General features: G+C 69.8%; 17 protein-coding genes. 5 read left to right on the forward strand and 12 right to left on the reverse strand.

What is annotated here, in order from left to right; all coding sequences use genetic code 11:
* Positions 1–39: 39 nt before the first annotated feature.
* The 7 genes from I3F54_RS00520 to ngcE form a co-directional block, all read right to left on the reverse strand.
* The gene (locus tag I3F54_RS00520) at positions 40–1,332 is read right to left on the reverse strand and encodes a sugar ABC transporter permease (protein ID WP_240116443.1); all 1,293 of its coding nucleotides are present in this window, start codon (positions 1,330–1,332) and stop codon (positions 40–42) included.
* Positions 1,329–2,120, reverse strand: a complete 792-nt coding sequence (locus tag I3F54_RS00525) for an ATP-binding cassette domain-containing protein (RefSeq protein ID WP_240116444.1) — start codon at positions 2,118–2,120, stop codon at positions 1,329–1,331. Before I3F54_RS00525 ends, I3F54_RS00520 begins: the two co-directional genes overlap by 4 nt.
* A gap of 183 nt (positions 2,121–2,303) precedes the next feature.
* The gene (locus I3F54_RS00530) at positions 2,304–3,410 is read right to left on the reverse strand and encodes a substrate-binding domain-containing protein (RefSeq protein WP_240116741.1); all 1,107 of its coding nucleotides are present in this window, start codon (positions 3,408–3,410) and stop codon (positions 2,304–2,306) included.
* Between the two features lie 133 nt (positions 3,411–3,543).
* Positions 3,544–4,755: an ROK family transcriptional regulator gene (locus I3F54_RS00535; RefSeq protein ID WP_240116445.1), complete on the reverse strand. Its 1,212-nt coding sequence runs from the start codon at positions 4,753–4,755 to the stop codon at positions 3,544–3,546.
* A 242-nt stretch (positions 4,756–4,997) separates the two neighbouring features.
* Positions 4,998–5,921, reverse strand: coding sequence for a carbohydrate ABC transporter permease (locus I3F54_RS00540; RefSeq protein ID WP_240116446.1), 924 nt, complete (start codon positions 5,919–5,921; stop codon positions 4,998–5,000).
* A 15-nt stretch (positions 5,922–5,936) separates the two neighbouring features.
* Positions 5,937–6,866, reverse strand: a complete 930-nt coding sequence (locus tag I3F54_RS00545) for a carbohydrate ABC transporter permease (RefSeq protein ID WP_240116447.1) — start codon at positions 6,864–6,866, stop codon at positions 5,937–5,939.
* Positions 6,867–7,094: 228 nt separating this feature from the next.
* Positions 7,095–8,552, reverse strand: a complete 1,458-nt coding sequence (gene ngcE / locus I3F54_RS00550; RefSeq protein ID WP_240116448.1) for an N-acetylglucosamine/diacetylchitobiose ABC transporter substrate-binding protein — start codon at positions 8,550–8,552, stop codon at positions 7,095–7,097.
* Between the two features lie 424 nt (positions 8,553–8,976).
* On the opposite strand from ngcE, the gene I3F54_RS00555 reads away from it, so the two are divergent.
* Positions 8,977–12,723 carry a GH92 family glycosyl hydrolase gene (locus I3F54_RS00555; protein WP_240116742.1) on the forward strand — a complete coding sequence of 1,249 codons (3,747 nt, stop codon included), beginning with the start codon at positions 8,977–8,979 and terminating at the stop codon, positions 12,721–12,723.
* Positions 12,724–12,857: 134 nt separating this feature from the next.
* Here the strand turns inward: I3F54_RS00555 and acnA are convergent, their stop codons facing one another.
* Positions 12,858–15,575: an aconitate hydratase AcnA gene (gene acnA / locus I3F54_RS00560; protein WP_308372953.1), complete on the reverse strand. Its 2,718-nt coding sequence runs from the start codon at positions 15,573–15,575 to the stop codon at positions 12,858–12,860.
* Positions 15,576–16,206: 631 nt separating this feature from the next.
* On the opposite strand from acnA, the gene I3F54_RS00565 reads away from it, so the two are divergent.
* On the forward strand, positions 16,207–17,736 hold the full coding sequence (locus I3F54_RS00565; RefSeq protein WP_240116450.1) for a UDP-N-acetylglucosamine 1-carboxyvinyltransferase: 1,530 nt from the start codon (positions 16,207–16,209) through the stop codon (positions 17,734–17,736).
* A gap of 474 nt (positions 17,737–18,210) precedes the next feature.
* Here the strand turns inward: I3F54_RS00565 and I3F54_RS00570 are convergent, their stop codons facing one another.
* From I3F54_RS00570 to I3F54_RS00580, 3 genes are all read right to left on the reverse strand, one after another.
* A complete protein-coding gene (locus I3F54_RS00570; RefSeq protein WP_240116451.1) occupies positions 18,211–18,969 on the reverse strand; it encodes a class I SAM-dependent methyltransferase in 759 nt (252 codons plus the stop codon).
* Between the two features lie 366 nt (positions 18,970–19,335).
* Positions 19,336–20,118: a hypothetical protein gene (locus I3F54_RS00575; RefSeq protein WP_240116452.1), complete on the reverse strand. Its 783-nt coding sequence runs from the start codon at positions 20,116–20,118 to the stop codon at positions 19,336–19,338.
* Positions 20,119–20,533: 415 nt separating this feature from the next.
* Positions 20,534–21,004, reverse strand: a complete 471-nt coding sequence (locus I3F54_RS00580; RefSeq protein WP_240116453.1) for a DUF2752 domain-containing protein — start codon at positions 21,002–21,004, stop codon at positions 20,534–20,536.
* Positions 21,005–21,283: 279 nt separating this feature from the next.
* On the opposite strand from I3F54_RS00580, the gene I3F54_RS00585 reads away from it, so the two are divergent.
* The 3 genes from I3F54_RS00585 to I3F54_RS00595 all read left to right on the forward strand — a co-directional run bounded on the left by I3F54_RS00585 (position 21,284) and on the right by I3F54_RS00595 (position 22,917).
* Positions 21,284–21,448 carry a hypothetical protein gene (locus tag I3F54_RS00585; protein WP_240116454.1) on the forward strand — a complete coding sequence of 55 codons (165 nt, stop codon included), beginning with the start codon at positions 21,284–21,286 and terminating at the stop codon, positions 21,446–21,448.
* A 36-nt stretch (positions 21,449–21,484) separates the two neighbouring features.
* Complete coding sequence (locus I3F54_RS00590) at positions 21,485–21,958, forward strand: hypothetical protein (RefSeq protein WP_240116455.1); 474 nt, start codon at positions 21,485–21,487, stop codon at positions 21,956–21,958.
* Positions 21,959–22,044: 86 nt separating this feature from the next.
* Positions 22,045–22,917 (forward strand): F510_1955 family glycosylhydrolase, encoded by an 873-nt coding sequence (locus I3F54_RS00595; protein ID WP_240116456.1) that lies wholly within the window; start codon positions 22,045–22,047, stop codon positions 22,915–22,917.
* Between the two features lie 270 nt (positions 22,918–23,187).
* On the opposite strand, the gene I3F54_RS00600 is transcribed toward I3F54_RS00595, so the two are convergent.
* The gene (locus tag I3F54_RS00600) at positions 23,188–25,722 is read right to left on the reverse strand and encodes a plasma-membrane proton-efflux P-type ATPase (RefSeq protein ID WP_240116457.1); all 2,535 of its coding nucleotides are present in this window, start codon (positions 25,720–25,722) and stop codon (positions 23,188–23,190) included.
* Positions 25,723–25,735 lie beyond the last annotated feature (13 nt).

Raw genomic sequence — 25,735 nt, forward strand, 5'->3', positions numbered from 1 at the left:
GCCGCCGCGCGGGGCGCGCGGCGGCCGGGACTGCGGGCGTCAGGCGCGGCCCGCGGTCCGCTGGGTCTTGCGGGTGACCGAGTCGATGAGCACGGTGGCCAGCAGCACGGCTCCGGTGATCATGTACTGGATGGGGGCGCCGGTGCCCTCCAGGGCCAGCCCGTACTGGATCGAGGTGATCACCATGACACCGAGCAGGGCGTTCCAGATCCGGCCGCGACCGCCGAAGAGGCTGGTGCCGCCGATGACGGCCGCCGCGATGACGTTCATCAGCAGGTCGCCCGAGCCGGCGCTCTGGTTGGCAGCCGCGATCTTGGAAGCCCAGAACAGGCCGCCGACCGAGGCGAACAGACCGGCCAGGGCGAAGACCGAGACGCGGACCGCGACCACGTTGATACCGGCACGGCGGGACGCCTCGACGCTGCCGCCGAGCGCGAACACCTTGCGGCCGTACGGCGTGCGGCGCACCAGGAAGTCCATGCTCACGAGCACGACCAGGAACAGCAGCAGCGCCAGGGGCAGGCCCTTGTACTGGTTGAACATGACCGCCGCGGCGAAGGCGACGACGGCCAGCAGGGCCGTGCGGAGCACGATCTCGCTGAGCGGCCGGGACGGCACGCCTGCGGCGTCGCGGCGCCGGCCGTCCAGGAACGCGGTGACGAAGTAGAGCACCACGGCGACCCCGGCCAGGCCGTAGGCGGCCGCGACGTCGGAGAAGTAGTACGTGGTCAGCTTGCCGACCACGCCGTCGCTGTCCAGGTTGATGGTGCCGTTCTGCCCCAGTAGGTGGAGCATGAAGCCGTTCCAGAACAGCAGGCCGGCCAGGGTGACCGCGAAGGCTGGTGCTCCGATTCTGGCGAAGAAGAAGCCGTGCAGGGCGCCGATGGCCGCGCCGCTGACGATGGCGATGGCCAGGGCCAGCCACTCGTTCATGCCGTGTGTGACGGCGAGCACCGCGAAGATCGCCCCGGCGACACCGCTGACGGAGCCGACCGACAGGTCGATCTCACCGAGCAGCAGGACGAAGATGATGCCGACCGACATCATGCCGGTCGCGACCATGGCGACCGAGATGTCGTTGAGGTTCTTCGCGGACAGGAACGCCGAGTTCAGGCTCTGGAACGTGATGCAGATCACGACGAGGCCGATGACGACCGGGATGGACCCGAGGTCACCGCCGCGGATCTTCCGCTTGAACTCGTTGAGGTAGCCGGCCAGTCCCTGCTCCCGCACGAGGAGGCGGGGGTCGACGGCCGTGTCGGAGCCGGCGGCGGCGTCGGGGTTCTCGACGATGTGCTTGTCGGCGGTGGCGGAGGTCTTGTCGGTGCTCACTGCTGAGCCTCCCCGTTGGTGCGCGCCGCACGGCGGGTCACGGCGTTGTCGGTGGCGCCCGTGATGGCGGAGATGATCTCCTCCTGGGAGGTCGTCTTGACCTCGAAGACGCCGTTGTTGCGGCCCAGCCGCAGCACGGCGACCTTGTCCGCGACGGCCTTGACGTCGGCCATGTTGTGGCTGATGAGAATCACGGCGTGTCCACGCTCACGCAGCCGCTCCACCAGGTCCAGGACCTGGGCGGTCTGCTCCACGCCGAGGGCGGCCGTGGGCTCGTCGAGGATGACCAGCTTGGGCTCGCCGAGCATGGAACGGGCGATGGCCACGGTCTGGCGCTGCCCGCCGGAGAGCGAGGCGATCGGGATACGGACGCTGGGAATGCGGATCGACAGGGTGTCGAGCAGCTCGCGCGAGCGGCGCTCCATCTCCACCTCGTCCAGGACGCCGCGACGGCGCAGCTCCCGGCCCAGGAACAGGTTGCCGACGACGTCGATGTTGTCGCACAGCGCGAGGTCCTGGTAGACGGTCGCGATGCCCAGGTGCTGGGCGTCGTGGGGCTTGTTGATCGATACTGCCTTGCCCTCCCACTCGATGGCGCCCTCATCGATGGGATGCACGCCGGCGATCGTCTTGACCAGCGTGGACTTTCCGGCGCCGTTGTCGCCCACCAGGGCGACCACCTCACCGGCGTGGACCTCAAGCTCGACGTCGGTGAGCGCCTGGACGGCACCGAACCGCTTGGAGACCCCGCGCAACGCCAGCACGGGCGTAGCGGACACGTGAACCATCTCCTTCGCCGCCTGACCCGGCGGAAGGGTTGTGCAGAAGCATGGATGGGGGGTTCCGTCCGGCGCCCCGCTGGAGCTTGCGGGGCTGATGACGGCGGGGCGCCGGAGGAGCTTTGCGGAGCGGGTCCCTGACGTGGGGTGCGGGCTCCGGTGGGAGGTCCCGCACCCCGACGGGGTCCCGGTCTAGTTGAGGCCGATCTTGTCGCAGGCCGCCTTGTACTTGGCGGTGCAGATCTCGGCGACCGTGTAGACGCCGTCCTTGACGACGGTGTCCTTGATGTTGTCCTGGGTCAGCGAGACGACCGGGACGAGGACCGAGGGGACGCCCTTGGTGGTCGGGCTGTCCACCGAGTCCTTGGCGACGGAGTCCAGGGACTGGCCGTGGGCGAGGGCGACGGCCATCTTCGCGGCGGCCTCGGCCTCGGGAGCGTACGGCTTGTAGACGCTCATGTACTGCTCACCGGCGACGATGCGCTGCACACCGGCGAGTTCGGCGTCCTGGCCGGTGACGGGCGGCAGCGTGGCGAAGCCGCCGGCCTTGAGGGCGGTGATGATGCCGCCCGCCATGCCGTCGTTGGCGGAGTACACACCGACGATGTTGTCCTTGCCGAGGGCGGAGATCGCGCCCTCCATGTTCTTGTTGGCGTTCTCCGGCTTCCACTCCTTGGTGTCGTACTCCTTGCCGACGTTCACCTTGCCGTCGAGGACGGAGTGGGCGCCCTTCTTGAACAGGGCGGCGTTCGGGTCCGTGATGGACCCGTTCATCATGACGATCTTGCCGCTCTTGGCCTTGTCGCCCAGGGCCTTGAGGAGCGCCTCGCCCTGCGCCTTGCCGACCTGCTCGTTGTCGAACGAGGTGTAGGCGTCGATCGGGCCCTCGGCGAGGCGGTCGTAGGCGACGACCGGGATACCGGCGTCCTTGGCCTTCTTCACCGAGGTGGCGATCGCCTTGGCGTCCACCGAGTCCACGATCAGCACGTCGACCTTGTTGGTGATCATGGTCTCGACCTGCTGGGCCTGGACGGTGGCGTCCTGCTTGGCGTTGGCGTAGACGATCTCGCCCTTGTTGTTCGTCAGCGCCTTGATCTGCTTCTCGATCAGCGGGCGGTCGAACTTCTCGTACCGCGCGGTCTGGTTCTCCGGCAGCAGCAGACCGACCTTGATCGCGTCACCCTTGTCGGTGGCGCCCCCGGACGACTGTGCCTTGTCGCCGGACTCCTTGGCGCTGCCGCAGGCGGCGAGCGAGACGGCCATCGCACCAGCGGCAACGGCAACGGCAGCACGACGCATTCGCTTGTTCACTTCAGAAACCTCCCTGACGAGGCCGCGTCGTTGCGGCCGAGGTGGCTGGAAGTCAACTCGGCCACACGTGCGACGTCAAGAAGTAAATCCTTAACGGGTTGGCAACGGTGCCATCCGTTCTCTAAGTGAAGGCAGGTGCCACAACTGGAAGGGCACCGGCCCCGCTTCCATCCAAAAGCGTCGAATCGCCCATCTCGCTGAGCGCGAGAGCAAGCGCCCCGAGCACTTCTGCACGGCCCCCGAGCGCCCCGGGGAGAACGGAGAGCTGGCGCGCCGCGCTGGGGATCGCATAGCGGCCGACGGACTCCCTGATCGGCCCGAGCACCAGCTCACCGGCCTCGGCGAGATCACCACCCAGGACCACCCTGCTCGGGTTCAGAAGGTTGCACAGGTTGGCCACTCCCATGCCGATGTGGCGGCCTACGTCGGCGATCACCCGACGACAGCCCGGGTCTCCGTCCCTGGCCAGTCGCACGACGCCTTCCATCGTCAGGTCGGTGCCGTGACTGGGCTGGAGGAGCGGCAGCACATAGCGCGCGGCCGCGAACGTCTCCAGGCAGCCCCGGTTTCCACAGCGGCAGACCGGGCCGGATTCATCGAGTGTAATATGTCCGATTTCTCCGGCGGTTCCGCCGGGTCCCCGGTAGATCTTCCCCTCGATCACCAGACCCGCGCCGACACCGCTCGCGACCTTGATGTAAGCAAGATCACGCACGCCCCGCCCGGCCCCCCAGACCATCTCGCCCAGGGCTCCCAGATTGGCGTCGTTGTCCACGTGGACGGGCACGCCCAGGCGTTCCCGCAGCTCCTCGGCGGGCTTGGTACCGCCCCAGCCGGGCAGGATCGCGGTCGACCCCAGGGTGCCGGACTCGACGTCGATCGGACCGGGCACACCGAGACCCACCCCGGCGATCTTCGAACGGTCCACCCCGGTTGCTACGATCAAGCGGCTGACCAGCTCTTCCGCTCGGTCGAAGCCTTCCCGGGCGGAGGCGTCGACGTCCAGCGGTTCGGACTCCTCGGCCAGCACCTGGTGGGCCAGGTTGCCGATGGCCACCCGTAGGTGCGTATGCCCGAAGTCCACTCCGATCACGATGCCGGCGTCCCCGCTCAGCGACACGCTGCGGGCCCGCCGCCCGCCCGCCGAGGTGGGTGTGACCTCGACCGTTCCCCCGCCCTTCAGTTCTCGGACGATATTGGAGACCGTGGCCGCCGACAGGCCGGTGGCCCTGGCGATCTCCGCCTGGGTGAGCGATCCCGCCAGTCGCACGGCGCGTACGACCCGCTCCAGGTTGGCTCGGTGCAGCGACGACTGCGACCCCGGAGTCTCCACGACGACCTCCTGCGCGCGCGGGGCCGCTTCGGTGAGACCCCGTCTATGTCCAACTAGTGAACTCTAAGCTGAGCTGTTCGGGTTGCCTCCCGTCAAGAGGTTGAACGGTTTCCGCGAGGGTGCACACACCGCAACGCGCCGTCCCCGATCCGGGAACGGCGCGCGTACGGGCGACTGCGGAGCGCTGTGACGAGGGCGGGACGCCGCGGCGGCGGCAGAGACCCGGGCCAGCCCGGTATGCCCTATTTGAGGGTCGCCGAGGTGAGACCCGCCTGTACCTGGCGCTGGAACGACAGGTACACCACGAGCATCGGGACCATGGCGATGGTGACGCCGGCGAACAGCACCGGGAGGTCGGTGGCATACCCCTGCTGCTGTTGCAGCTGGATCAGGCCCTGGGTGAGGACGTACCGCTCGGGGTCGTCGCCGCTCTGCGGCTGCATCAGCACGGTCGGGAGGATGAACTGGTTCCACTGACCGAGCGTGTTGAAGATGCCGACGCTGAGCAGGCCCGGCTTGGCCATCGGCAGCATGACCTGGAAGAAGGTCCGGCTGTGCGAGGCACCGTCCAGGATGGCCGCCTCGAACACCGCCGTGGGCAGGGTCCGGAAGAAGGCGTGCATGAAGAAGACGGTGAACGGCAGCGAGTAGGCGACGTACACCAGGACCAGTCCCTGGTAGGTGTTGAGCATGTCCAGCCGCTTCACCATGAAGAACAGCGGGACCAGAGCCAGGAACACGGGGAACATCGCGCCGGCGACGAAGAAGTAGTACAGCAGCCGGTTGCCCCAGAAGCGGTAGCGGGCCAGCACGTACGCCGCCATGGAGCCGAGGAGCATCGTCAGCGGCACGGAGAAGACCAGCACGATGACGGTGTTCAGGAAGTAGTCGCCGATGCCCTTGTCCCAGGCGCGGCCGAAGACGTCCAGGGACCAGTGCTGCGGCCAGCCGAAGGCGGAGCCGCCGATCTGGGCGTCGGTCTTGAAGGAACTGAGTACCAGCCACAGCAGCGGCAGCACGATCAGCAGGGCCCACAGGGCGAGGAAGCCGTGCGAGAAGACGTTCAGCACGACGCCCTCACCGCGCTCGTCGCCGGTGTGCGCGGGCACCTTGTGCACGCCTCGCTGGGCGGGGATGGCGGACGTCTCCTTGATGGGTGCACTCATCGTCGTCTCTCCCGCTCAGAACTCGATGCGCTCGCGGCGGGTGGCGCGCAGCATCACCACGGACACGATCAGGGTGAGCAGCAGCATGACGACGCCCATGGCGCAGGCGTAGCCGCTCTTGCCGTAATAGAGGAAGTTGCGCATCATCACCGTCGCCATGACCTCGCTGTGGTGGTCGGGGCCACCGCCGTAGTCGCCGGAGGTCATCGTGGAGACGAGGATGAACATGTCCATCGCCGCGATGCCCAGGTAGACCCAGGCGGTCTGCACCGCGTCCCACAGCAGCGGCAGGGTGATGCGGAAGAAGGACTGCGCGCGGCCGGCGCCGTCGATGAGCGCGGCCTCGTAGATGTCCCGCGGAATGGACTGCATGGCGGCGGAGAACAGCACCAGGTAGAAACCGACTCCGTGCCAGACCACGACCGCGATCAGCGCCCACAGCACGATGTTCGGCTCGTTCAGCCATTCCACGGGTCGGCCGGCGTCGACCAGGCCGAGTTTGATCAGGATGCCGTTGAGCATGCCGCCGTTGTCACTGCGGTACACGGCGCCGAACAGCACCGCGAGAATGGCCAGTGACAGCACCTGGGGGAAGAAGTAGACGACCTTGTAGAACCTCGACCCGGCGACACCCCTGACCCCGCCCGCACGGCTGCGTCCGCCCGCGTTCAGCATGAACGCGAAGAACAGCGCGAGCAGGATGGTGATCACCGGGATGAACACCAGGAACAGGATGTTGTGCCAGATGGCCTCCGTGAAGATGTCGTCCTTCAGCAGTGCCTTGTAGTTGTCCAGGCCGACGAACGAGAAGTTCTGCGACTGGCCCTTCCAGTCGGTCAGCGAATAGCCGAACGTCTGGAGGTAGGGCCAGATGACGAAAATCAGATAGAGCGCCACGGGTACGAGGAGAAATCCCGCGACGAACCGGTACTGCCCTTTGCGCATGGCGTTCCTGCCCCTGCTGTCCGGTCGGTGGCCGCGCCCCAGGTGAAGGGGGCGCGGCCGGGCCGAGCCAGTGACCTGGCTTGCCGGTGCTGTGACCGGAAGGGGCTGTCGCGAGCCGATGCCCCTTTCCGGTGACGGCACCTGGTGCGGCACTAGCGGGGTGTGTCGAAAGTCCGGTGCGGTGCCCGCGGGCGCCGCGGGTGCTGTGCGGGACTTTCGAAGCACCCCCTAGTCGCGGTGGTTCTTCTTGGCCGCCGGGTCCTTCGCGGCCTTGTCGACCGCGGCCTGGGCCCGCTTCAGCCATTCCCTGGGCTGGATGCGCTTGGCCATCAGCTCGTTGGAGGCGTTCTGGATGGCGGTGTCCATCTCGCTGTACCACTCGGTGTACAGGTAACGGAAGGTGTCGTCGCCGGCCGCCTTGGAGACCTCGACCGTGGACTGGGTGCCGGGGCGCAGCTGCACACCGGGGTCGACGCCGTCCTTGAGGATGGTCAGCGAGTTGGCCTCCTTGGCGAACAGCGTGGACCACTCACGGGAGAGCATCCGCCGCATGAACTCCTTGGCGGCGGGCAGGTTTCCGGCCTTGGCGGGGATGATGAACGGCTCGCCTGAGCCGGCCCGGATCGCCTCGTAGGGCAGCGCGCTGCCGGGCAGTACCGGCATCGGCATGAACTTCATGTCGAAGTCCGGCGGGGTCTGCTTCAGCTGCTCGTTCTCCAGCCAGGAACCGCAGGTGATGAAGGCGGCCTTGTACTGGTTCCAGCGGGTCTGCGACTCGGTGTGGGTCAGGCCGTTGGTGCCGGGCATCAGGTAGCCCTTCTCGACCACCTCGTAGATCGCCTCGACGCCGGCCTGCGCGGCGTCGGAGCCGACGAACGCCTTGGGGTCGAGGTTGTCGATCGCCTTCATGGCGTCCAGGCCGCCCTGCTTGGCGATCAGGTCCATGATGGCGACGTTGATGTAGTACGGGTACTTGCCCTGGTGGGCGAGGCCACCGATGCCCTGCGCCTTGGCGTCCTTGCAGACGGCGAGGAAGTCGTCCCAGGTCTTCGGCTCCTCCCAGCCCTTCTCCTTGAAGAGCTTGCCGGAGTACCACAGGCCCCACACCGTGTAGATGTAGTTGAGGGCGACGACCTTGCCCTCCTGCAGGCCCGGGTCGAGGGTGCCGGGAATCAGGGTGTCGCGGACCTTCTTGTCCGGTTCGTCGACGGAGGGCGCGTCCAGCACTTCGGCCAGGTCGAGCAGCTGGCCGTTCTTGTAGAGCACGTCGATCTTGATCTTCTGCGCGCCGGAGTCGTCGACGATGTCCGGGGGGTTGCCGGCATTGAAACGCGGCTGGAGTTTGCCGGTGATCTCCTGGGTGCCGGTGTGCGTGGAGGTGACGCCCACCTTCTTCTGGAAGTCCGCCTCCCAGGCCCTGGCGTAGTCGTCGCCGTAACCGCCCTTGAAGATGACGACGTCGAGCTTGCCGCTCTTCTGCACGCCGAACGGGTTGTCCTTGGTGGTCTTGCCCTTGGCGTTGTTGTCACCGGAACCGTCGCCGCCGCCGCTGGCGCAGGCGGACAGCAAGCCCATCGCGGGCACCGAGACCAGGCCGAGCGCGGCGGACCGCTTGATCAGATCGCGGCGCCCGACACCGGCGCCGGGGGTGGGTGAACCGTGCTTCTCTTCGGGGATGGATCCCATGCTCAAGTCCTCGCCTTCTTACAGGACTCAGGCGGTGAACCGGATCCTCCCCGGCACCGCGGTCAGGTCAAGCAGGGTGGTGCAAGCAAGGTCGTGCAGGAAGTGCGGATCGTGCGAATCGCCGACAGGTATAGTCCACTTCCCGCCAGCGGAGCAAGATCGAATGCAAGGTTGGCCGACGGTCTTTTCCGAGTTGAGACCTGGCGGAAATATGAGCCCCCTGTGCACCGAGTGACGGAAAAGTCCGCGACACGGCCCCCGAATGGCGCAGCGAACACCCTTGACACCACTGGGCACTTGACCCACTACTGGTTTCTGCGCAGCGATCCTGACAACGTTGTCTCGCAGTGCGGGAGGGTGCCTCGCGATGCTCAGAACTCGACACGGACACGGACCGGCGGTCGCGCTGACGGCCGCCTTGGTCATGGCGGTGGGCGCGCAGGGGACGGCAGTGGCTCTGCCCGGCCGCGCCCCTGCCACCGACCGGTCGTTCGCCTCGTCCTTCGAGGCGGGTGACCCCGCTCCGGACTGGCTCAGCACGGTCGACACGGCGGCCGACGGCAGCAAGCGCGCCTCCGGCGTGGACGGCGGCTACGGCAGCGGCATTCCCGGCAACGTGAACGACCACGTCACGGACGTGAGGGCGAGCGGCGAGAACACCGGCGCCGGCGAGGTGAAGGAGAACCTGGCCGACGGCGAGCCGAGCACGAAATGGCTGACGTTCGAGCCCACCGGCTGGGCGGAGTTGGACCTGGACAAACCGCACAAGATCGTGACATACGCACTCACGTCGGCGAACGACCACGCGGAACGCGACCCACGGGACTGGACCCTGAAAGGATCGGTGGACGGCGCCGACTGGAAGACCCTCGACACCCGGTCCGGCGAGACGTTCTCCCAGCGGTTCCAGACGAAGACCTACGACCTCCCCGCGGCAGCCGTCGGCGACTACCGGCGCTTCCGCCTCGACATCACCCGCAACAACGGCGCCGCCGGCATCCTGCAACTCGCCGACCTGCAGCTGTCCACCGGCACCACCGACGGCCCCGTCCCGCGGGACATGCTCTCACTCGTCGACCGTGGCCCCGTCGGCTCCCCCACGGCCAAAGCGGGAGCCGGCTTCACCGGGAAGCGGGCCCTGCGCTACGCCGGGCGGCACACGGCCGACGGGCGGGCGTACTCGTACAACAAGGTCTTCGACGTCAACGTCCGGGTCGGCCGCGACACCCGCCTGGCGTACCGGATCTTCCCGTCGATGACGGACGGCGACCGCGACTACGACGCCACGAACGTGTCCGTGGACCTCGCCTTCGCCGACGGCACCTACCTCAGCGACCTCGGCGCCACCGACCAGCACGGCTTCCCGCTGACCCCGCGGGGGCAGGGCGCGGCCAAGGTGCTCTACGTCAACCAGTGGAACGACGTGACCGCGCCGATCGGCGCGGTCGCGGCCGGCAAGACCGTCGACCGGATCCTGGTGGCGTACGACTCCCCGGCCGGGCCGGCGAAGTTCCGCGGCTGGCTGGACGACCTGAGCATCCGCTCCGTCCCACCGGAGCGGCCCCGGGCGCACCTGTCGGACTACGCGGTCACCACCCGCGGCACCAACTCCAGCAGCAGTTTCTCCCGCGGGAACACCTTCCCGGCGACGGCTGTCCCCCACGGCTTCAACTTCTGGACGCCGGTCACCAACGCCTCCTCGCTCAGCTGGCTCTACGACTACGCCCGCGGGAACAACGCGGACAACCTGCCCACGATCCAGGCGTTCAGCGCAAGTCACGAACCCAGCCCCTGGATGGGCGACCGGCAGACCTTCCAGGTGATGCCCTCGGCCGCGGCCGGCGCCCCGGACACCGGACGCACACAGCGCGCGCTGCCCTTCCGGCACGAGAACGAGACCGCCCGGCCGTACTACTACGGGGTCCGCTTCGACAACGGCCTGCGGGCGGAGATGACGCCGACCGACCACGCGGCGATGCTCCGCTTCACCTACCCCGGCGACGACGCGAGCGTGGTCTTCGACAACGTCACCGAACAGGCGGGACTGACGCTCGACCGGGAACACGGTGTCGTCACCGGGTACTCCGACGTGAAGTCCGGTCTGTCGACGGGAGCGACACGGCTGTTCGTCTACGGCGTCTTCGACCGGCCCGTGACCGACGGCGCCGCGAGCGGCGCGCGCGGGTACCTGCGGTTCGACGCGGGATCCGCGCGCACCGTCACCCTGCGCCTGGCCACCTCGCTCATCGGCGTCGACCAGGCCAGGGACAACCTGCGCCAGGAGATCCCCGACGGTACGGGCTTCGAGGCGGTGAAGAACCGGGCCCGGCGGCAATGGGACGCCCTGCTCGGCCGGGTCGAGGTCCAGGGCGCGACGCCCGAACAGCTCACCACGCTCTACTCCAGCCTGTACCGGCTCTACCTGTACCCCAACTCCGGCTTCGAGAAGGCGGGCGGGAGACACCGGTACGCCTCGCCCTTCTCGCCGATGTCGGGCCCGGACACCCCGACCCGCACCGGCGCGAAGATCGTCGACGGGAAGGTGTACGTCAACAACGGGTTCTGGGACACCTACCGGACGACCTGGCCGGCGTACTCGTTCCTGACACCTACTCAGGCGGGTGAGCTGGCGGACGGGTTCGTGCAGCAGTACAAGGACGGCGGCTGGACGTCACGCTGGTCCTCTCCCGGCTACGCGGACCTGATGACGGGCACCTCGTCCGACGTGGCGTTCGCCGACGCCTACGTCAAGGGCGTCGGCCTCGACGCGAAGGCGGCCTACGACGCGGCGGTGAAGAACGCCACCGTCGTCCCGCCGTCCCCGGGCGTGGGCCGCAAGGGCATGGCCACCTCGCCCTTCCTCGGCTACACGAGCACGGACACGCACGAAGGCCTGTCGTGGGCCCTGGAGGGATACCTCAACGACTACGGCATCGCGCGCATGGCGCAGAAGCTCCACCGGGAGACGGGCGAGAAGCGCTACGGGGAGGAGGCCGCGTACTTCCTGAACCGCGCCCGCGACTACGTCAACCTCTTCGATCCACGGGCCGGGTTCTTCCAGGGCCGCGACGGTGCGGGAGCGTGGCGGGTGGACTCCGCGCAGTACGACCCGCGTGTGTGGGGCTACGACTACACCGAGACCAACGGCTGGGGCTACGCCTTCACCGCCCCGCAGGACTCCCGCGGACTGGCCAACCTCTACGGTGGCCGGGCCGGTCTCGGGCAGAAGCTCGACGCGTATTTCGCCACCCCTGAGACGGCCTCCCCGGACCTCGTCGGCTCCTACGGCGGTGTCATCCACGAGATGACCGAGGCGCGGGACGTCCGCATGGGCATGTACGGGCACTCCAACCAGGTGGCGCACCACATCGCCTACATGTACGACGCGGCCGGCCAGCCGTGGAAGACGCAGGCGAAGGTGCGCGAGGTACTGTCCCGGCTGTACGTCGGCAGCGGGATCGGGCAGGGTTACCACGGCGACGAGGACAACGGCGAGCAGTCGGCGTGGTTCCTTTTCTCCGCGCTCGGCTTCTACCCCCTGGTGATGGGCAGTGGTGAGTACGCGATCGGCTCCCCGCTGTTCCGGCAGGCCACCGTGCACCTGGAGAACGGCCGCGACCTGGTGGTGAAGGCGCCCCGGAACAGCACACGGAACGTGTACGTGCAGGGGGTGAAGGTCGACGGCCGCACCTGGACGTCGACGGCGCTCCCCCACCGGCTGATCGCTGAGGGCGGGGTCCTGGAGTTCGACATGGGTCCGCGGCCGTCGGCCTGGGGCACCGGGAAGAACGCCGGACCGGTGTCGATCACCCGGGACGACCGGGTTCCGGAGCCCAGGGCCGACGTACTGAAGGGCGACGGCCCGCTGTTCGACGACACCTCGGCGACACGGGCTTCGGTGACCGCGGTGGACCTGCCGGTCACCGCCGACGCCGAGGCGGTGCAGTACACCCTGACCTCCGCGGACCGCTCAGAGGCCCCCACCGGCTGGGTGCTCCAGGGTTCGGAGGACGGCGAGCGCTGGCGCGACCTGGACCGCCGCTCGGGCGAGTCCTTCCGCTGGGACCGGCAGACCCGGGTCTTCTCGGTCCCCCGGCCGCGGGCACTGCGTCACTACCGGCTGGTGCTGGACGCCCGATCGACGCTGGCGGAGGTGGAGTTGCTGGCCTGATCCCGGCCCCCGCACGCCGGCGACGACCGTGATTCCCGGCTGCCGCCCCGGCGCGCACAGGTGAGGGCCGCACCCCGTCGTCGGGGTGCGGCCCTCGGCTCGCCGTGCGTGGCCGCCCGGATGCGGCGTGCCGGCTACTTGCGGATCAGGCTCCGCAGGACGTACTGCATGATGCCGCCGTTGCGGTAGTAGTCCGCCTCACCGGGGGTGTCGATGCGGACGACCGCGTCGAACTCGACGCCGGTGTCGGTGGTGACCTTCACCGTGCGCGGCGTGCTGCCCTCGTTGAGCGCGGTGACGCCGGCGATGGAGAAGGACTCCTCACCGGTCAGGCCGAGGGACGCGGCGGAGGCGCCCTCCGGGAACTGCAGCGGCAGGACGCCCATGCCGATGAGGTTCGAGCGGTGGATGCGCTCGTAGGACTCGGCGATCACGGCCTTGACGCCCAGGAGCGCGGTGCCCTTGGCCGCCCAGTCGCGGGACGAGCCGGAGCCGTACTCCTTGCCGGCCAGGACGACCAGCGGGATGCCGGCGGCCTGGTAGTTCTGCGAGGCGTCGTAGATGAAGGAGACCGGGGCGCCCTCCTGCGTGAAGTCACGCGTGTAGCCGCCCTCGGTGCCCGGCGCGATCTGGTTGCGCAGGCGGATGTTGGCGAACGTACCGCGGATCATGACCTCGTGGTTGCCGCGGCGGGAGCCGTAGCTGTTGAAGTCACGGCGTTCCACGCCGTGCTCCGTGAGGTACTGGCCGGCGGGGGTGTCGGCCTTGATCGCGCCGGCCGGGGAGATGTGGTCGGTGGTGACCGAGTCACCCAGCTTGGCCAGGACACGCGCGCCGGAGATGTCGGAGACCGGCTCCGGGTCCATCGCCATGCCCTCGAAGTACGGGGGCTTGCGGACGTACGTCGACTCCGCGTCCCACTCGAAGGTGTCGCCGGTCGGGACGGGCAGCGACTGCCACTGGGCGTCGCCGGCGAAGACGTCCTGGTAGGACTTGGAGAACATGTCCTCGCCGATGGCATTGGCGACGACGTCGTTGACCTCGGCCTCGGTCGGCCAGATGTCCTTCAGGTAGACCGGGTTGCCGTCCTGGTCGGTGCCCAGGGCGTCCTCGGTGATGTTCACCTTCATGGAGCCGGCGAGGGCGTAGGCGACGACCAGCGGCGGGGACGCCAGGTAGTTCATCTTGACGTCGGGGTTGATCCGGCCCTCGAAGTTGCGGTTGCCGGAGAGGACCGAGGTGACGGCCAGGTCGTGGTCGTTGACGGCCTTGGAGACCTCCTCCGGCAGCGGGCCGGAGTTGCCGATGCAGGTGGTGCAGCCGTAACCGACCAGGTTGAAGCCGACCTTGTCCAGGTACGGGGTCAGGCCCGCCTTGTCGAAGTAGTCGGTGACGACCTTGGAGCCCGGGGCGAGGGTGGTCTTGACCCACGGCTTGCGGGTCAGGCCCTTCTCGACCGCCTTCTTCGCCACGAGGGCGGCGGCGACCATGACGTACGGGTTGGAGGTGTTGGTGCAGGAGGTGATGGCCGCGACCGTCACCGCGCCGTGGTCCAGCTCGTAGGTCGTGCCGTCGGGGGCGGTCACCGGGACCGGGTTGGACGGGAAGCCGTTGGGGTGGACGGCCGGGGCGTCGGAGGCCGGGAAGGACTCCTTGCCCGCTTCGTCGACGTCGTCGACGTAGTTGCGGACGTCCAGCTTGAACTGCTCGGCGGCGTTGGCCAGGACGATGCGGTCCTGCGGGCGCTTCGGTCCGGCGATCGACGGGACGACCGTCGACAGGTCCAGCTCCAGCTTCTCGGAGAAGTCCGGCTCGGCCTTCGGGTCCAGCCAGAGGCCCTGCTCCTTGGCGTAGGCCTCGACCAGGGCGACCTGCTGCGCGGAGCGGCCGGTCAGGCGCAGGTAGTTCAGGGTCTCGTCGTCGATCGGGAAGATCGCGGCGGTGGAGCCGAACTCCGGCGACATGTTGCCGATGGTGGCGCGGTTGGCGAGCGAGGTGGCGGCCACGCCCTCGCCGTAGAACTCGACGAACTTGCCGACGACGCCGTGCTTGCGGAGCATCTCCGTGATGGTGAGCACGAGGTCGGTGGCGGTGGTGCCGGGCTTGAGCTCGCCGGTCAGCTTGAAGCCGACGACGCGCGGGATCAGCATGGAGACCGGCTGGCCGAGCATGGCGGCCTCGGCCTCGATGCCGCCGACGCCCCAGCCGAGGACGCCGAGGCCGTTGACCATGGTGGTGTGCGAGTCGGTGCCGACGAGGGTGTCGGGGTAGGCCTGGCCGCCCCGGACCATGACCGTGCGGGCCAGGTGCTCGATGTTCACCTGGTGGACGATGCCGGTACCGGGCGGGACCACCTTGAACTCGTCGAAGGCGGTCTGGCCCCAGCGCAGGAACTGGTAGCGCTCCTTGTTGCGGCCGTACTCCAGCTCGACGTTCTGCTTGAAGGCCTCGTTCGTGCCGAACTTGTCCGCGATGACGGAGTGGTCGATGACCAGCTCGGCCGGGGCCAGCGGGTTGATCTTGGACGCGTCGCCGCCGAGCTCCTTCACGGCCTCGCGCATGGTGGCGAGGTCCACGACGCACGGCACGCCGGTGAAGTCCTGCATGATCACACGGGCCGGCGTGAACTGGATCTCCTGCGACGGCTGTGCCTGGGAGTCCCAGCCGCCGAGCGCACGGATGTGGTCGGCGGTGATGTTCGCGCCGTCCTCGGTGCGGAGCAGGTTCTCCAGCAGGACCTTCAGGCTGTAGGGGAGCCGGGCGGAGCCCTCGACCTTGTCCAGGCGGAAGATCTCGTACGACTCGTCGCCCACCTGCAGCGTGCTGCGGGCGTCGAAGCTGTTCGCCGACACGACAGTCTCCTTCATTGATGTGCGCGTACCACCGCAATCCTGCCGCCACACCGACTCGGCCGATCCGATAAGGTAAGGCTAAGTTAGGTAACCCTTACTGAGTTGGCGGCTGCGGTGCGCCTCAGCAGATATCTCGATGTCGAGATAACTCTAGTACATGGGCGCGGGATGGTCATGCCCGGACCGCCCGCCCACCGCCCCTTCGGAGCACTCCACCCGGGGAGGAGACCACCACCCCCAGCCGGATCAGACCCGACCGGGACGTCAGCCTCACCCTCCCGCCGGGCCCCCGCCCCACTCCCCTGCCGCCCTACCGGGCGACCCTCGACCACCGGAAGATCACTGAAGGCGTTGCGGCGGGTCCGGCCCCGGGCCGCGCGATCACGCACCGGCAGGCTCACCGAGGTCCGGGACGACCCCCGACCCCCCCCGCCTCCCCACTGACGTCGGGCGGCTGTGCACACCCGACGCCGCATGGCATGTTTGCATATATCTGGCATAGCGGTCGCCATCGGATTTGACGCAATATCGGATATCCTCGAACGGCATCCCACCAGGGCGCACTGACCGCCCGTCACCCGAATGGCCCCCTCGGCGAGCGCCATCTCATATCTGAGATAACCTCAGCCTCATGGCAGACGACTACCTCGTACGCATCGGCAAGCTCATCCGCGACGCCCGGCAACACCGTGGCTGGACGCAGACGCAGCTTGCCGAGGCGCTCGGAACCAGCCAGAGCGCCGTGAACCGCATCGAGCGCGGCAACCAGAACATCAGTCTTGAGATGATCGCTCGAATCGGGGAAGCCCTGGACAGCGAGATCGTGTCCCTGGGCTACGCGGGCCCGATGCATCTGCGGGTCGTCGGCGGGCGGCGGCTGTCCGGCGCCATCGACGTCAAGACGAGCAAGAACGCGTGCGTGGCCCTGCTGTGCGCCTCACTGCTCAACAGGGGCCGTACGGTGCTGCGCCGGGTGGCCCGCATCGAGGAGGTCTACCGCCTGCTGGAGGTACTCAACTCCATCGGTGTACGCACCCGCTGGATCAACGACGGCGTCGACCTGGAGATCGTGCCGCCGGCCGAGCTGGACATGGGGGCGATCGACGCCGACGCCGCCGTCCGCACCCGCTCCATCATCATGTTCTTCGGCCCGCTGCTGCACCGCATGGACCACTTCAAGCTGCCGTACGCCGGCGGCTGCGACCTCGGCACCCGCACCATCGAACCGCACATGATCGCGCTGCGCCGGTTCGGGCTGGACATCGCGGCGACGGAGGGTCAGTACCACGCCCAGGTCGACCGCTCCGTACGCCCGGAGCGACCGATCGTCCTGACCGAACGCGGCGACACGGTGACCGAGAACGCGCTGCTGGCCGCCGCGCGGCACGACGGCGTCACCGTCATCCGCAACGCCTCCTCCAACTACATGGTCCAGGACCTGTGCTTCTTCCTGGAGGCGCTCGGCGTCCGGGTCGAGGGCATCGGCACCACCACGCTCACCGTGCACGGCGTGCCCCACATCGACACCGACGTCGACTACTCGCCCTCCGAGGACCCGGTCGAGGCGATGAGCCTGCTGGCCGCCGCCGTCGTCACGGAGTCGGAACTCACGGTGCGCCGGGTGCCGATCGAGTTCCTGGAGATCGAGCTGGCCGTCCTGGAGGAGATGGGCCTCGACCAGGACCGCTCCCCCGAGTACGTAGCCGACAACGGCCGCACCCGCCTGGTGGACCTCACCGTCCGGCCCTCCAAACTGGAGGCGCCGATCGACAAGATCCACCCGATGCCGTTCCCGGGCCTGAACATCGACAACGTGCCCTTCTTCGCGGCGATCGCGGCCGTCGCCCAGGGCAAGACGCTCATCCACGACTGGGTCTACGACAACCGGGCCATCTACCTCACCGACCTGAACCGGCTGGGCGGCCGCCTGCAGCTGCTCGACCCCCACCGCGTCCTGGTCGAGGGGCCCACCCGCTGGCGCGCCGCGGAGATGATGTGCCCGCCGGCGCTGCGCCCCGCAGTGGTCGTCCTGCTGGCGATGATGGCCGCCGAGGGCACATCCGTCCTGCGCAACGTGTATGTCATCAACCGCGGGTACGAGGACTTCGCCGAGCGCCTGAACACGATCGGGGCGCAGATCGAGATCTTCCGGGACATCTGATACGACGATGCCGCCGGACCCTGTCTGACCGCTGTTCGGCCGGTCAGGACGGAGTGCGGCGGCATCTCTGGGACTTCTCTGGGACGTTGGGCCCGCGGCGGGCTGCGAGCCACGCTCCACGGGCTCTACCGACCGGCGGATCCGTGCATGGCAGGGTTTCCTTGCCGGGAAGCGAGGAGCGACAGGGGCGCGGCAGCATTACCTCGCGCGGTCCGCGCCAGGACGGCCGCCCGCAGCCGGCACGCGCCGGCTGCGGCAGAGGCACCGAGGCAGAGCTGCCCCGCGCCTCCTGCCAACGCGACGTTGCCCGCGTTCGCCACGACTCCACCGCCGAGCGCAGCCGAAAAGCGAACACCTCAGAAGCTGTGTCACGCCCCCTTTCCGCAGGTCACCGGGCTTGACATGGAGGTGATGCCGGGGGTCCTGCCCGGACTGACGTCGATGGGCGGTGAAGCAGACGGCGGCTGTTGACGGCTACCTCCGAGAGCCCGCGCTTTGCTGGACATCGCGTCGGAACAGGGCCGTCCAGAGGAAGGGTTCGCCGAAGTACGCGGACCCGGTCGGTTCGTCGCGCATGAGCCGAAGCTCGACCTCTGTGAAGGCGGAGAAGATCCGGCGTAGGGAATGTGGGGTGTAGGCGAGTCCGCCATGGAGGCGGGCGTCACGGTAGAAGGCCGCGTCGGGGAGCTCGGATCCTCCGCTCTCTCCGCCTGTGAAGCAGGTGAGCGCGAAGTAGCCGCCGGGTGTGAGAAGTCGGTCGAGCAGGGCGAGGTAGCTGATGCGACGGTGGGGCGGCAGGTGGTGGAAGCAGCCCGAGTCGTAGATCAGGTCGTAGCGTCCGGTCAACTCGGTGCCGGCGAGGGCGAAGGCGTCTCCCCTGTGGAACTGGATGTGGGCTCCGGTCTCACGGGCGCGCTCCTCGGCCCAGCCGACGGCTGTCGGGGAAAGGTCGACTGCGTCCACCTGGAAGCCGAGGGAGTCCAGGTAAAGGGCGTTGCGTCCGGGGCCGCAGCCCAGGTCGAGCGCCCGGCCCGGGGTGATGAGCCGGCGGTCGAGGTACGAGGCGAGATTCTCGTCCGGCTTGGCCTGGAAGAACGGCACCGCTTTGGAGCGGTCGGCATAGAAGGTGTCCCACCAGGCGGCTGCGCCGTTCGTCCAGCGGTCGGCGTCCGGCGTGAACAGGTCGTCCAGGAGTTCCAGTACATCCTCGACGGTGCGGATACTCCGGTCCATCCGGCCCCCTTTCGCGATAGCGGAGACAGTACGGTGACCACAACCAGCCGCAGCCGGGGCGTCCCGTCCGTGCCCATACCGGCACCGTACGACGGGCGGCACCCCCTATGACAGGTCCCTCAACGGGCAATGTGCCAGCAGGCCCCAGTGACCGAGCACCTGCTGCAACCTTCCGGCGTCGGCCTTCTGCACGTTCGTCAACTCCACTTCGCTGAGGCTGCTCCGCCCGACCTCTTCGCCCAAGAGCGGCAAGCCATGAACCGCGTGTGGGACGAAGCGGTCCAGGCCGACCCGAGCCTTTTCGGCGCAGCCGTACTTGGCCCCGGCAACGGCGGCCGGACGGGGCACCCCGCGGTCCCCGATCGGTTATTCGTGGCCGTCCATCCCCACGAAGTCGCCGTGCCAGCTGTGGTACCAGACCTGGCCGGTGGCGGCGTCGACCGAGAGCATCCCGGTGATCTTCCCGGACTGCAGGGTGTGCAGGGTGTAGTAGCCCGGGAAGGACTCCGGGTCGCCCGCGGTGAGCGTGGTATCGCGGTCGTGGAGCCACTGCTGGGCGATGTCGCGTGCCTGCGAGGCCGAGACCGTGGTGTGGCCCCGGCTGCCGTGATGCATGCCGTAGTCGGTGTTCCACATCATCGCCGGCCCGTACTCGATCTGCACGGCGCCGTCGGCCGGGTTGACCAGCACCTCGGTGGCCTGACGGCCGGCGGTGGTCTCCAACTGGGCGTAGAAGTTCAGGGTGAACTGCATGACCTCGCCGACCCGCAGGTCGAGCCGGTCGGCGAACGCGGTGGCCCGTTCACGGGCCTGGTCGAGGGTCCGCACCGGATGGCCGTCGCCCGCGAGCCACCAGTTGCCCGTCATGCCGGAGCCCATCATGCCGGGTGCCCAGGAGCCGCCGTCGCCGCCCATCATGCCGGGACCCTCGTCATCGTTCCACAGGTCCGGCCCCCATCCGCTGGTCGGACCCGACGGCACGGGCTCACCGCTCGCCAGGTCGGCGGGATCGTTGCCGGGCGCCGTCGCGGTCGGCACCGAAGGCGTGGTGCCGGTGGCATCGCCGCCCGCCCCGCACGCACCGAGGCCCACCACGCCCGCCAGGGCGAGAGACGCGAGAAGCGCCGCATGCCTGCGCCTACGATTCATGATCCTCACCCTGCCGCCTCTCGGCTCCGGCCACTCCTGCGGGGCCGCTGTTCGCACACGTCCCAGTCTGGCGCCGGACGCTCAGCCGGCCCACGGGCCATCCAGCCCACAATCACCGGCGGACGGCCCACACCGGGTGTCTGGCGCCCGTCAGGGACCTGGTCGAGGCCCGGAGGTACCGACGGTCGTCCCCGGTCGGTGTCCACGGCTGTGCCGGAGCGCGTTCCGCCGGAGTCGCACGCTGCGCCGAGACTCCGTGCCGTGCACCGCAGCGACCGCTCGACCTGCATGAAGCACGGCCCACGGCGCGCGGTCTGCTCAGCCGGACGGAAGCCGGGACCGCGTGCCCCACCCCGCCGCCGACGTGTCGTCACGCCGGTGAGAACGGCGGGCGACGCGGCCCGCCACGCGTCGCTCAGCGAAGCCCTGTGGTCATCAGCAGTTCCGCCTGGCCCTGCTGGTGGAACTCCAGCGCCAGCAGGGCCAGGGCAAGGACGGTCCACCCTGCTCGGCCGGGCCGAACGCGCAGCGTCAGCCAGCGTCCCGTGGCAGCCCCCGCGAGCAGGCGGGCGAGGGCGGCGAGCGAGCCGAACGCGATCAGCAGTCCCGCGGGGTTGTAGCGCCAGGCCATCGCGACGTCTCCACGGAAGGCCTCCACCACCGAACGGGTGAGCCCGCAGCTCGGGGCCATGACGCCGGCGAAGTGCCCGGGCCCGTGGAGGTTCAGCGGAAGCATGCCCCACACTGCCATCGCCGAACCGGCCAGGACCACCACGGCTCCGGCCGCTCCCCACAGCCACCAGCGCGGCTCGCGGGCATCCCAGGCCAGCCGGGCCCGCGGGCCCCAGTGCCCTGGCGGACCGGCCGGGATCGGCACCTTCCGCATCGTTCTCCTCGCCCCGTGGCCCTGGGCCCGTCCGGGCACCCGCGCTTCTCGTCCGGTTTCCCTGCCGTCATGTTCCCGGGAGGCGGGCACATCCGCCAGCGCTCCCTCCCGGCCTCACGGCGCGGCGTGCCACCGCCACGCGGTCCGCTCCGCCGGGCAGGGCCCGGGCAGCCGGTCCAGCGGAGGAGTGCAGGGGCGGGTGCGCCCCGGTGCCACCGTACGGGTGCGACGGGCCGGTGGCGCGGGGAGCGTCCGGCGGCTGCTCGCCCTGCCTCAGCCGTGGCCAGGAGCCGGGACGCCGACACCGACGCCCGCACCCGCAACACCCACACCCACACCCACACCCACACCCACACCCACACCCACACCCACACCCACACCCACACCCACACCGGGGAACGTACGCCGGACTCCTCCGGCGGAGGCGGCACCGGAGTCTGGTAGGTTCGCGGCGATTGTCGCCGGGGGGACTGAGGGGTGGTGACCGACGTGGTCGGAACGGCCTCCGCTCCCCACTCCCGCAACCCCCTTCTCTCCCGCGTGCCGGGGGCACGACGAGCCCCGGCGATCCTGCTGGCGGCCGTTCTGTCGGTCCTGACCGCGGTGACTCTGCTGTGCATGTCGGCCCCGGCAGCCGAGCACTCCTCCGGCATGACCTCGGGCCATGCACCCGTCACCGTCCCGGCCGGGGACGCCGCGGAGCGCGCCGTCGCCCTGTCGGCGCCGGCGGCTCATGTCTGCGGCCGGTGTCCGGACGAGAGCGGGCAGCGATGCGCCCCTCCGCAGGATCGGGTGGTGCCCGGCAAGGCGCCCGATCCGTGGCCGTGTGTCACGGCCCGGCCGGGAGACGTCGCGGTGCCGGGCACCGCACCGCCGTCCCTCCTCACCAGGGCCCGCAAGCGTCCGGCACCCCGGGCGCCCGATCTCCACCTTCTGCAACTGCTCCGGGTGTAGCACCCGCAGCGGAACCGTGAGCCGTCGACGAGCTCCGGTCCCGGCATGCCCGTGCACACCGTCCACAGCGTCAGAAGGATCCAGCGATGCCTCTCCACCGCCGCCCGGCCGCCACCGTCTCCGTCCTGCTCGCCGCCACACTCGCCGCCTGCACCGGCAGCTCCGAAGCCCCCGCGTCCACGGAGTCGTCGGCCTCCACAGCCGCCGTGAGCCACATCCACGGCCTCGGTCTCGATCCCGCCGACAACCGCCTGTACGTCGCCACCCACGAAGGTGTCGTCCAGGTCCTGGACGACGGGTCCGCCCGGCGCGTCAGCGACACCGCCGACTACATGGCGTTCACCGTGGCCGGCGCCCACACGTTCCTCGGCAGCGGCCACCCCGCCGATGACGGCGCCGGGCACGCCGACCGCGGCCTGCTCAGGAGCACCGACGCCGGCAGGACCTGGAAGACCGTCTCCCTCGGCGGTGAGGCCGACTTCCACGCCCTGGAGTACGCCCACGGCACCGTCTACGGATACGACAGCACCCACGGCCTGCTCCGGGTCAGCGGGGACGGCCTGGAGTGGGACGACCGCGCGGAGCTGGCCGCCCTGGACATCGCCGTCAGTCCCGATGACCCCGATCTCGTCCTGGCCACCACCGAGCGCGGTGTCGCCCGCAGTACGGACGGCGGCCGGACGTTCGCGCAGGGCGCGCGACCGGTCCTGGCCTTCGTCTCCTGGGCCGCCTCGGACGCCGTCTACGGGATCGGTCTCGACGGCGGGCTGTACCTGAGCACCGACGCAGGCAGCAACTGGAAGCAGGCGGGCACCGTCCCGGGCGGACGTCCCCAGGCCCTCACCGCCGTCGACGCCGAGCACGTTCTGGCCGCCACCCAGGACGGGGTCTACGCATCCCGCGACGGCGGCACGACGTTCACCGAGCGTCTTCCGGTCGCCTCGGCCCCCGGACACTGATCGGGCGCGTCCGACCGCCGGCGGGGGCACCTGGGCGCCCCCCGCCAGCACGCGGGGTTCCAGCGACCCCGGCGCGTCCCGGGGTCCGACGGCGTCCGCACCCTTCTCGGCGTCCGGCGCCGGCTCCTCCGTTCCCTTCCCCCACCGTGCTCGTGGACACCGCCCCTGCACACGGGACGACGAGCCCACCGGGAGGTGATCGGCGGATTCTGCCCGCGGAGGGGCGGGGCGGGCACGGACCCGCCTGCCCCCGGTACCCGGGGGAGCGGGCTACGGCGAGACGGGCGTCGCCCGGGCCGGTGCCTGCTGCGGGTGCTGGTCCAGCCAGCGGTGGGCGGCCAGTTTGACCCGGTCCTCGACGAGGAACCACAGCAGGGCGTACCCCCACACGGCGGCGGCCCAGCCCCAGCCCAGCGGCGTCATCAGCAGGCCGTTGACGGCGATGAGGGTGGCCACGAGCTGGGTGCCCAGCACGGCGGCCAGCATGACCGGAGCAGGGGCGGGGCGGGTCCAGAACGGGTGGCGGGTCCGGGTGACGAAGACCGTGAGGTGCCCTGATACGGACAGCTTGAGGTAGATCAGCGTGCGGACGAGGTCACGGTCGAGGCCGAGCACCTGGTCGGCGAGCGAGAACAGCAGGAAGGTCTCGGCCACGCCCATCAGGCCGATCGAGGCGGCGATCACCATCACGGTGCGCATGTCCCAGGAGGCCGGTTTCTCGGCGCCGCGTACGTGGTCGTAGGCGATGGACAGGATCGCCCCGTCGTTGAGCAGCGCCAGGAAGACGATCATGACCGGGGTGACGGGGAAGAAGTCGAACGCCACGATGGCCAGGCTGATCAGCAGCAGCACCCTGATGGTCTCGGCGATGCGGTAGGTGGCGTAGGAGACCATGCGGGCGAAGATCTCGCGGGCCTGCCGGATGGCGTCGACGATGACCGACAGGCCGGGGGCGAGCAGGACGACGTCGGCGGCGGCGCGCGCGGCGTCGGTGGCCCCGGAGACCGCGATGCCGGCGTCGGCCTGCTTGAGGGCGGGGGCGTCGTTGACGCCGTCGCCGGTCATGCCCACGATGTGGCCGCGTTCCTGGAGCAGTTTCACGATCGTGTACTTGTGCTCGGGGAAGACCTGCGCGAAGCCGTCGGCCGCCTCCACCCGCGCCGCCGGGGACTGCGCGTCCGCCCCGACCGGGCGAGGTCGCACGGACTGCTCCTCGTCGCCGGTGTCCGGGACGGCGGTGGACGGCTCGGCGGTGAGCGTGTCGGCTGCCAGGATGTTCTCTCCCAGGCCGATGCGGCGGGCGACCTCCCGGCCGATCGCCGTCTGGTCACCGGTGACCATCTTCACCTCCAGCCCGAGTTCGCGGGCCGCGGCCACGGTGGCGGCCGAGTCCTCGCGGGGCGGATCGGCCAGCGGCAGCACGCCCAGCAGCCGCCAGCGGCCGGAGGCGTCCGTGCGTGCGACGCCGAGCGCCCGGTAGCCGCGGGCCGCGAAGTCCTCCACCGCCTCCTCCACCCGCTCTGCGGCGGGGTCGCCCGCGCACAGCCCCGCGATCACCTGCGGCGCCCCCTTGCTGACCCGCTGGCGACCGTTCCCCGGGGTGGTCACGGTGGCCTCGGTGCGCTTGGAGACCGGGTCGAACGGCGTGAAGGCCACCACCTCCCCGCCGGAGTCCGCCTCCTGCGGTGCCGCGGCGAGGACCGCGAGGTCGATCGGGTCGCGGTCCTCCGCCCGGGAGGCGAGCGCCGCCGCGGCGAGCAGCTCGGCCGCGTCGGCACCGGGCGCGGTCCACGGGGTGGCCACCGCGAGCCTGTTCTGGGTCAGGGTGCCGGTCTTGTCCGAACACAGCACGTCGATGCCGCCCAGTTCCTCCACGGCGGGCAGGTGGGAGACCACCGCCTGGCGGCGGGCCAGCTGACGGGCGCCGACCGCCATCGTCACCGACAGCACCGCCGGCAGTGCCACCGGTACCGAGGCGATCAACACGACCAGCGCGAACTCCAGTACGGTCAGCACCCGGCTGCCGCGCGCCACCGACACCACCACCGTCAGCGTCACCAGCACGAGCGCGGCGACGATCAGGTACTGGCCGATCCGGACCACCGCGCGCTGGAAGTGGCTGACCGTGCCCGCCTCCTGGACCAGACTGGTGGTCCGGCCGAAGAAGCTGTCCGCCCCGGTGGCGTACACCAGCGCGTCCGCCTCGCCGCGGACCACCACGGCACCCGAGTACAGCACCTCCCCCGAGCCCCGGCCGACCGGCAGCGACTCGCCGGTCAGCGCCGACTGGTCCACGTCCAGGCTGCCCGCGCCGAGCAGCCGGGCGTCCGCCGGGATCACGTCGCCCAGCCGCAGGCGGATCACGTCCCCGGCCACCAGTTCCCGCACGGGAACGGTCTGCCAGGTGTCGTCGCGCCGTACCCGGGCGGTCGTCGCCAGGCGCTGCTTGAGTGCGGCGATGGCGTTCGCCGCCTGGTGTTCCTCCGCGAACGCGACTCCGCCGTTCATCGCCAGCAGCACCCCGATGATCACCGCGTCGGTCCAGTGCCGCACCAGCAGCGACAGCACCAGCGCGACCTCGATCATCCAGGCGATCGGCCCCCAGAAGTAGCCCAGGAACTCCAGCAGCGGGTTGCGGCGCTCCTCGGCGATCTCGTTCGGGCCGTTCCGCCCGAGTCGCGCACGCGCCTCCTCGGCGGTCAGCCCACGTTCGGAGGCGTCCAGTGCGGCCAGCACGGCCGGCAGCGGTTCGTCGGCCGCCACGACCTGGTGCGTCCGCGGCTGCCGGTCGTGATCGTCGGGCATGCGTGCCTCCGGT

It is taken from the genome of Streptomyces sp. MUM 2J, assembly GCF_022414535.1.
GTDB lineage: Bacteria > Actinomycetota > Actinomycetes > Streptomycetales > Streptomycetaceae > Streptomyces.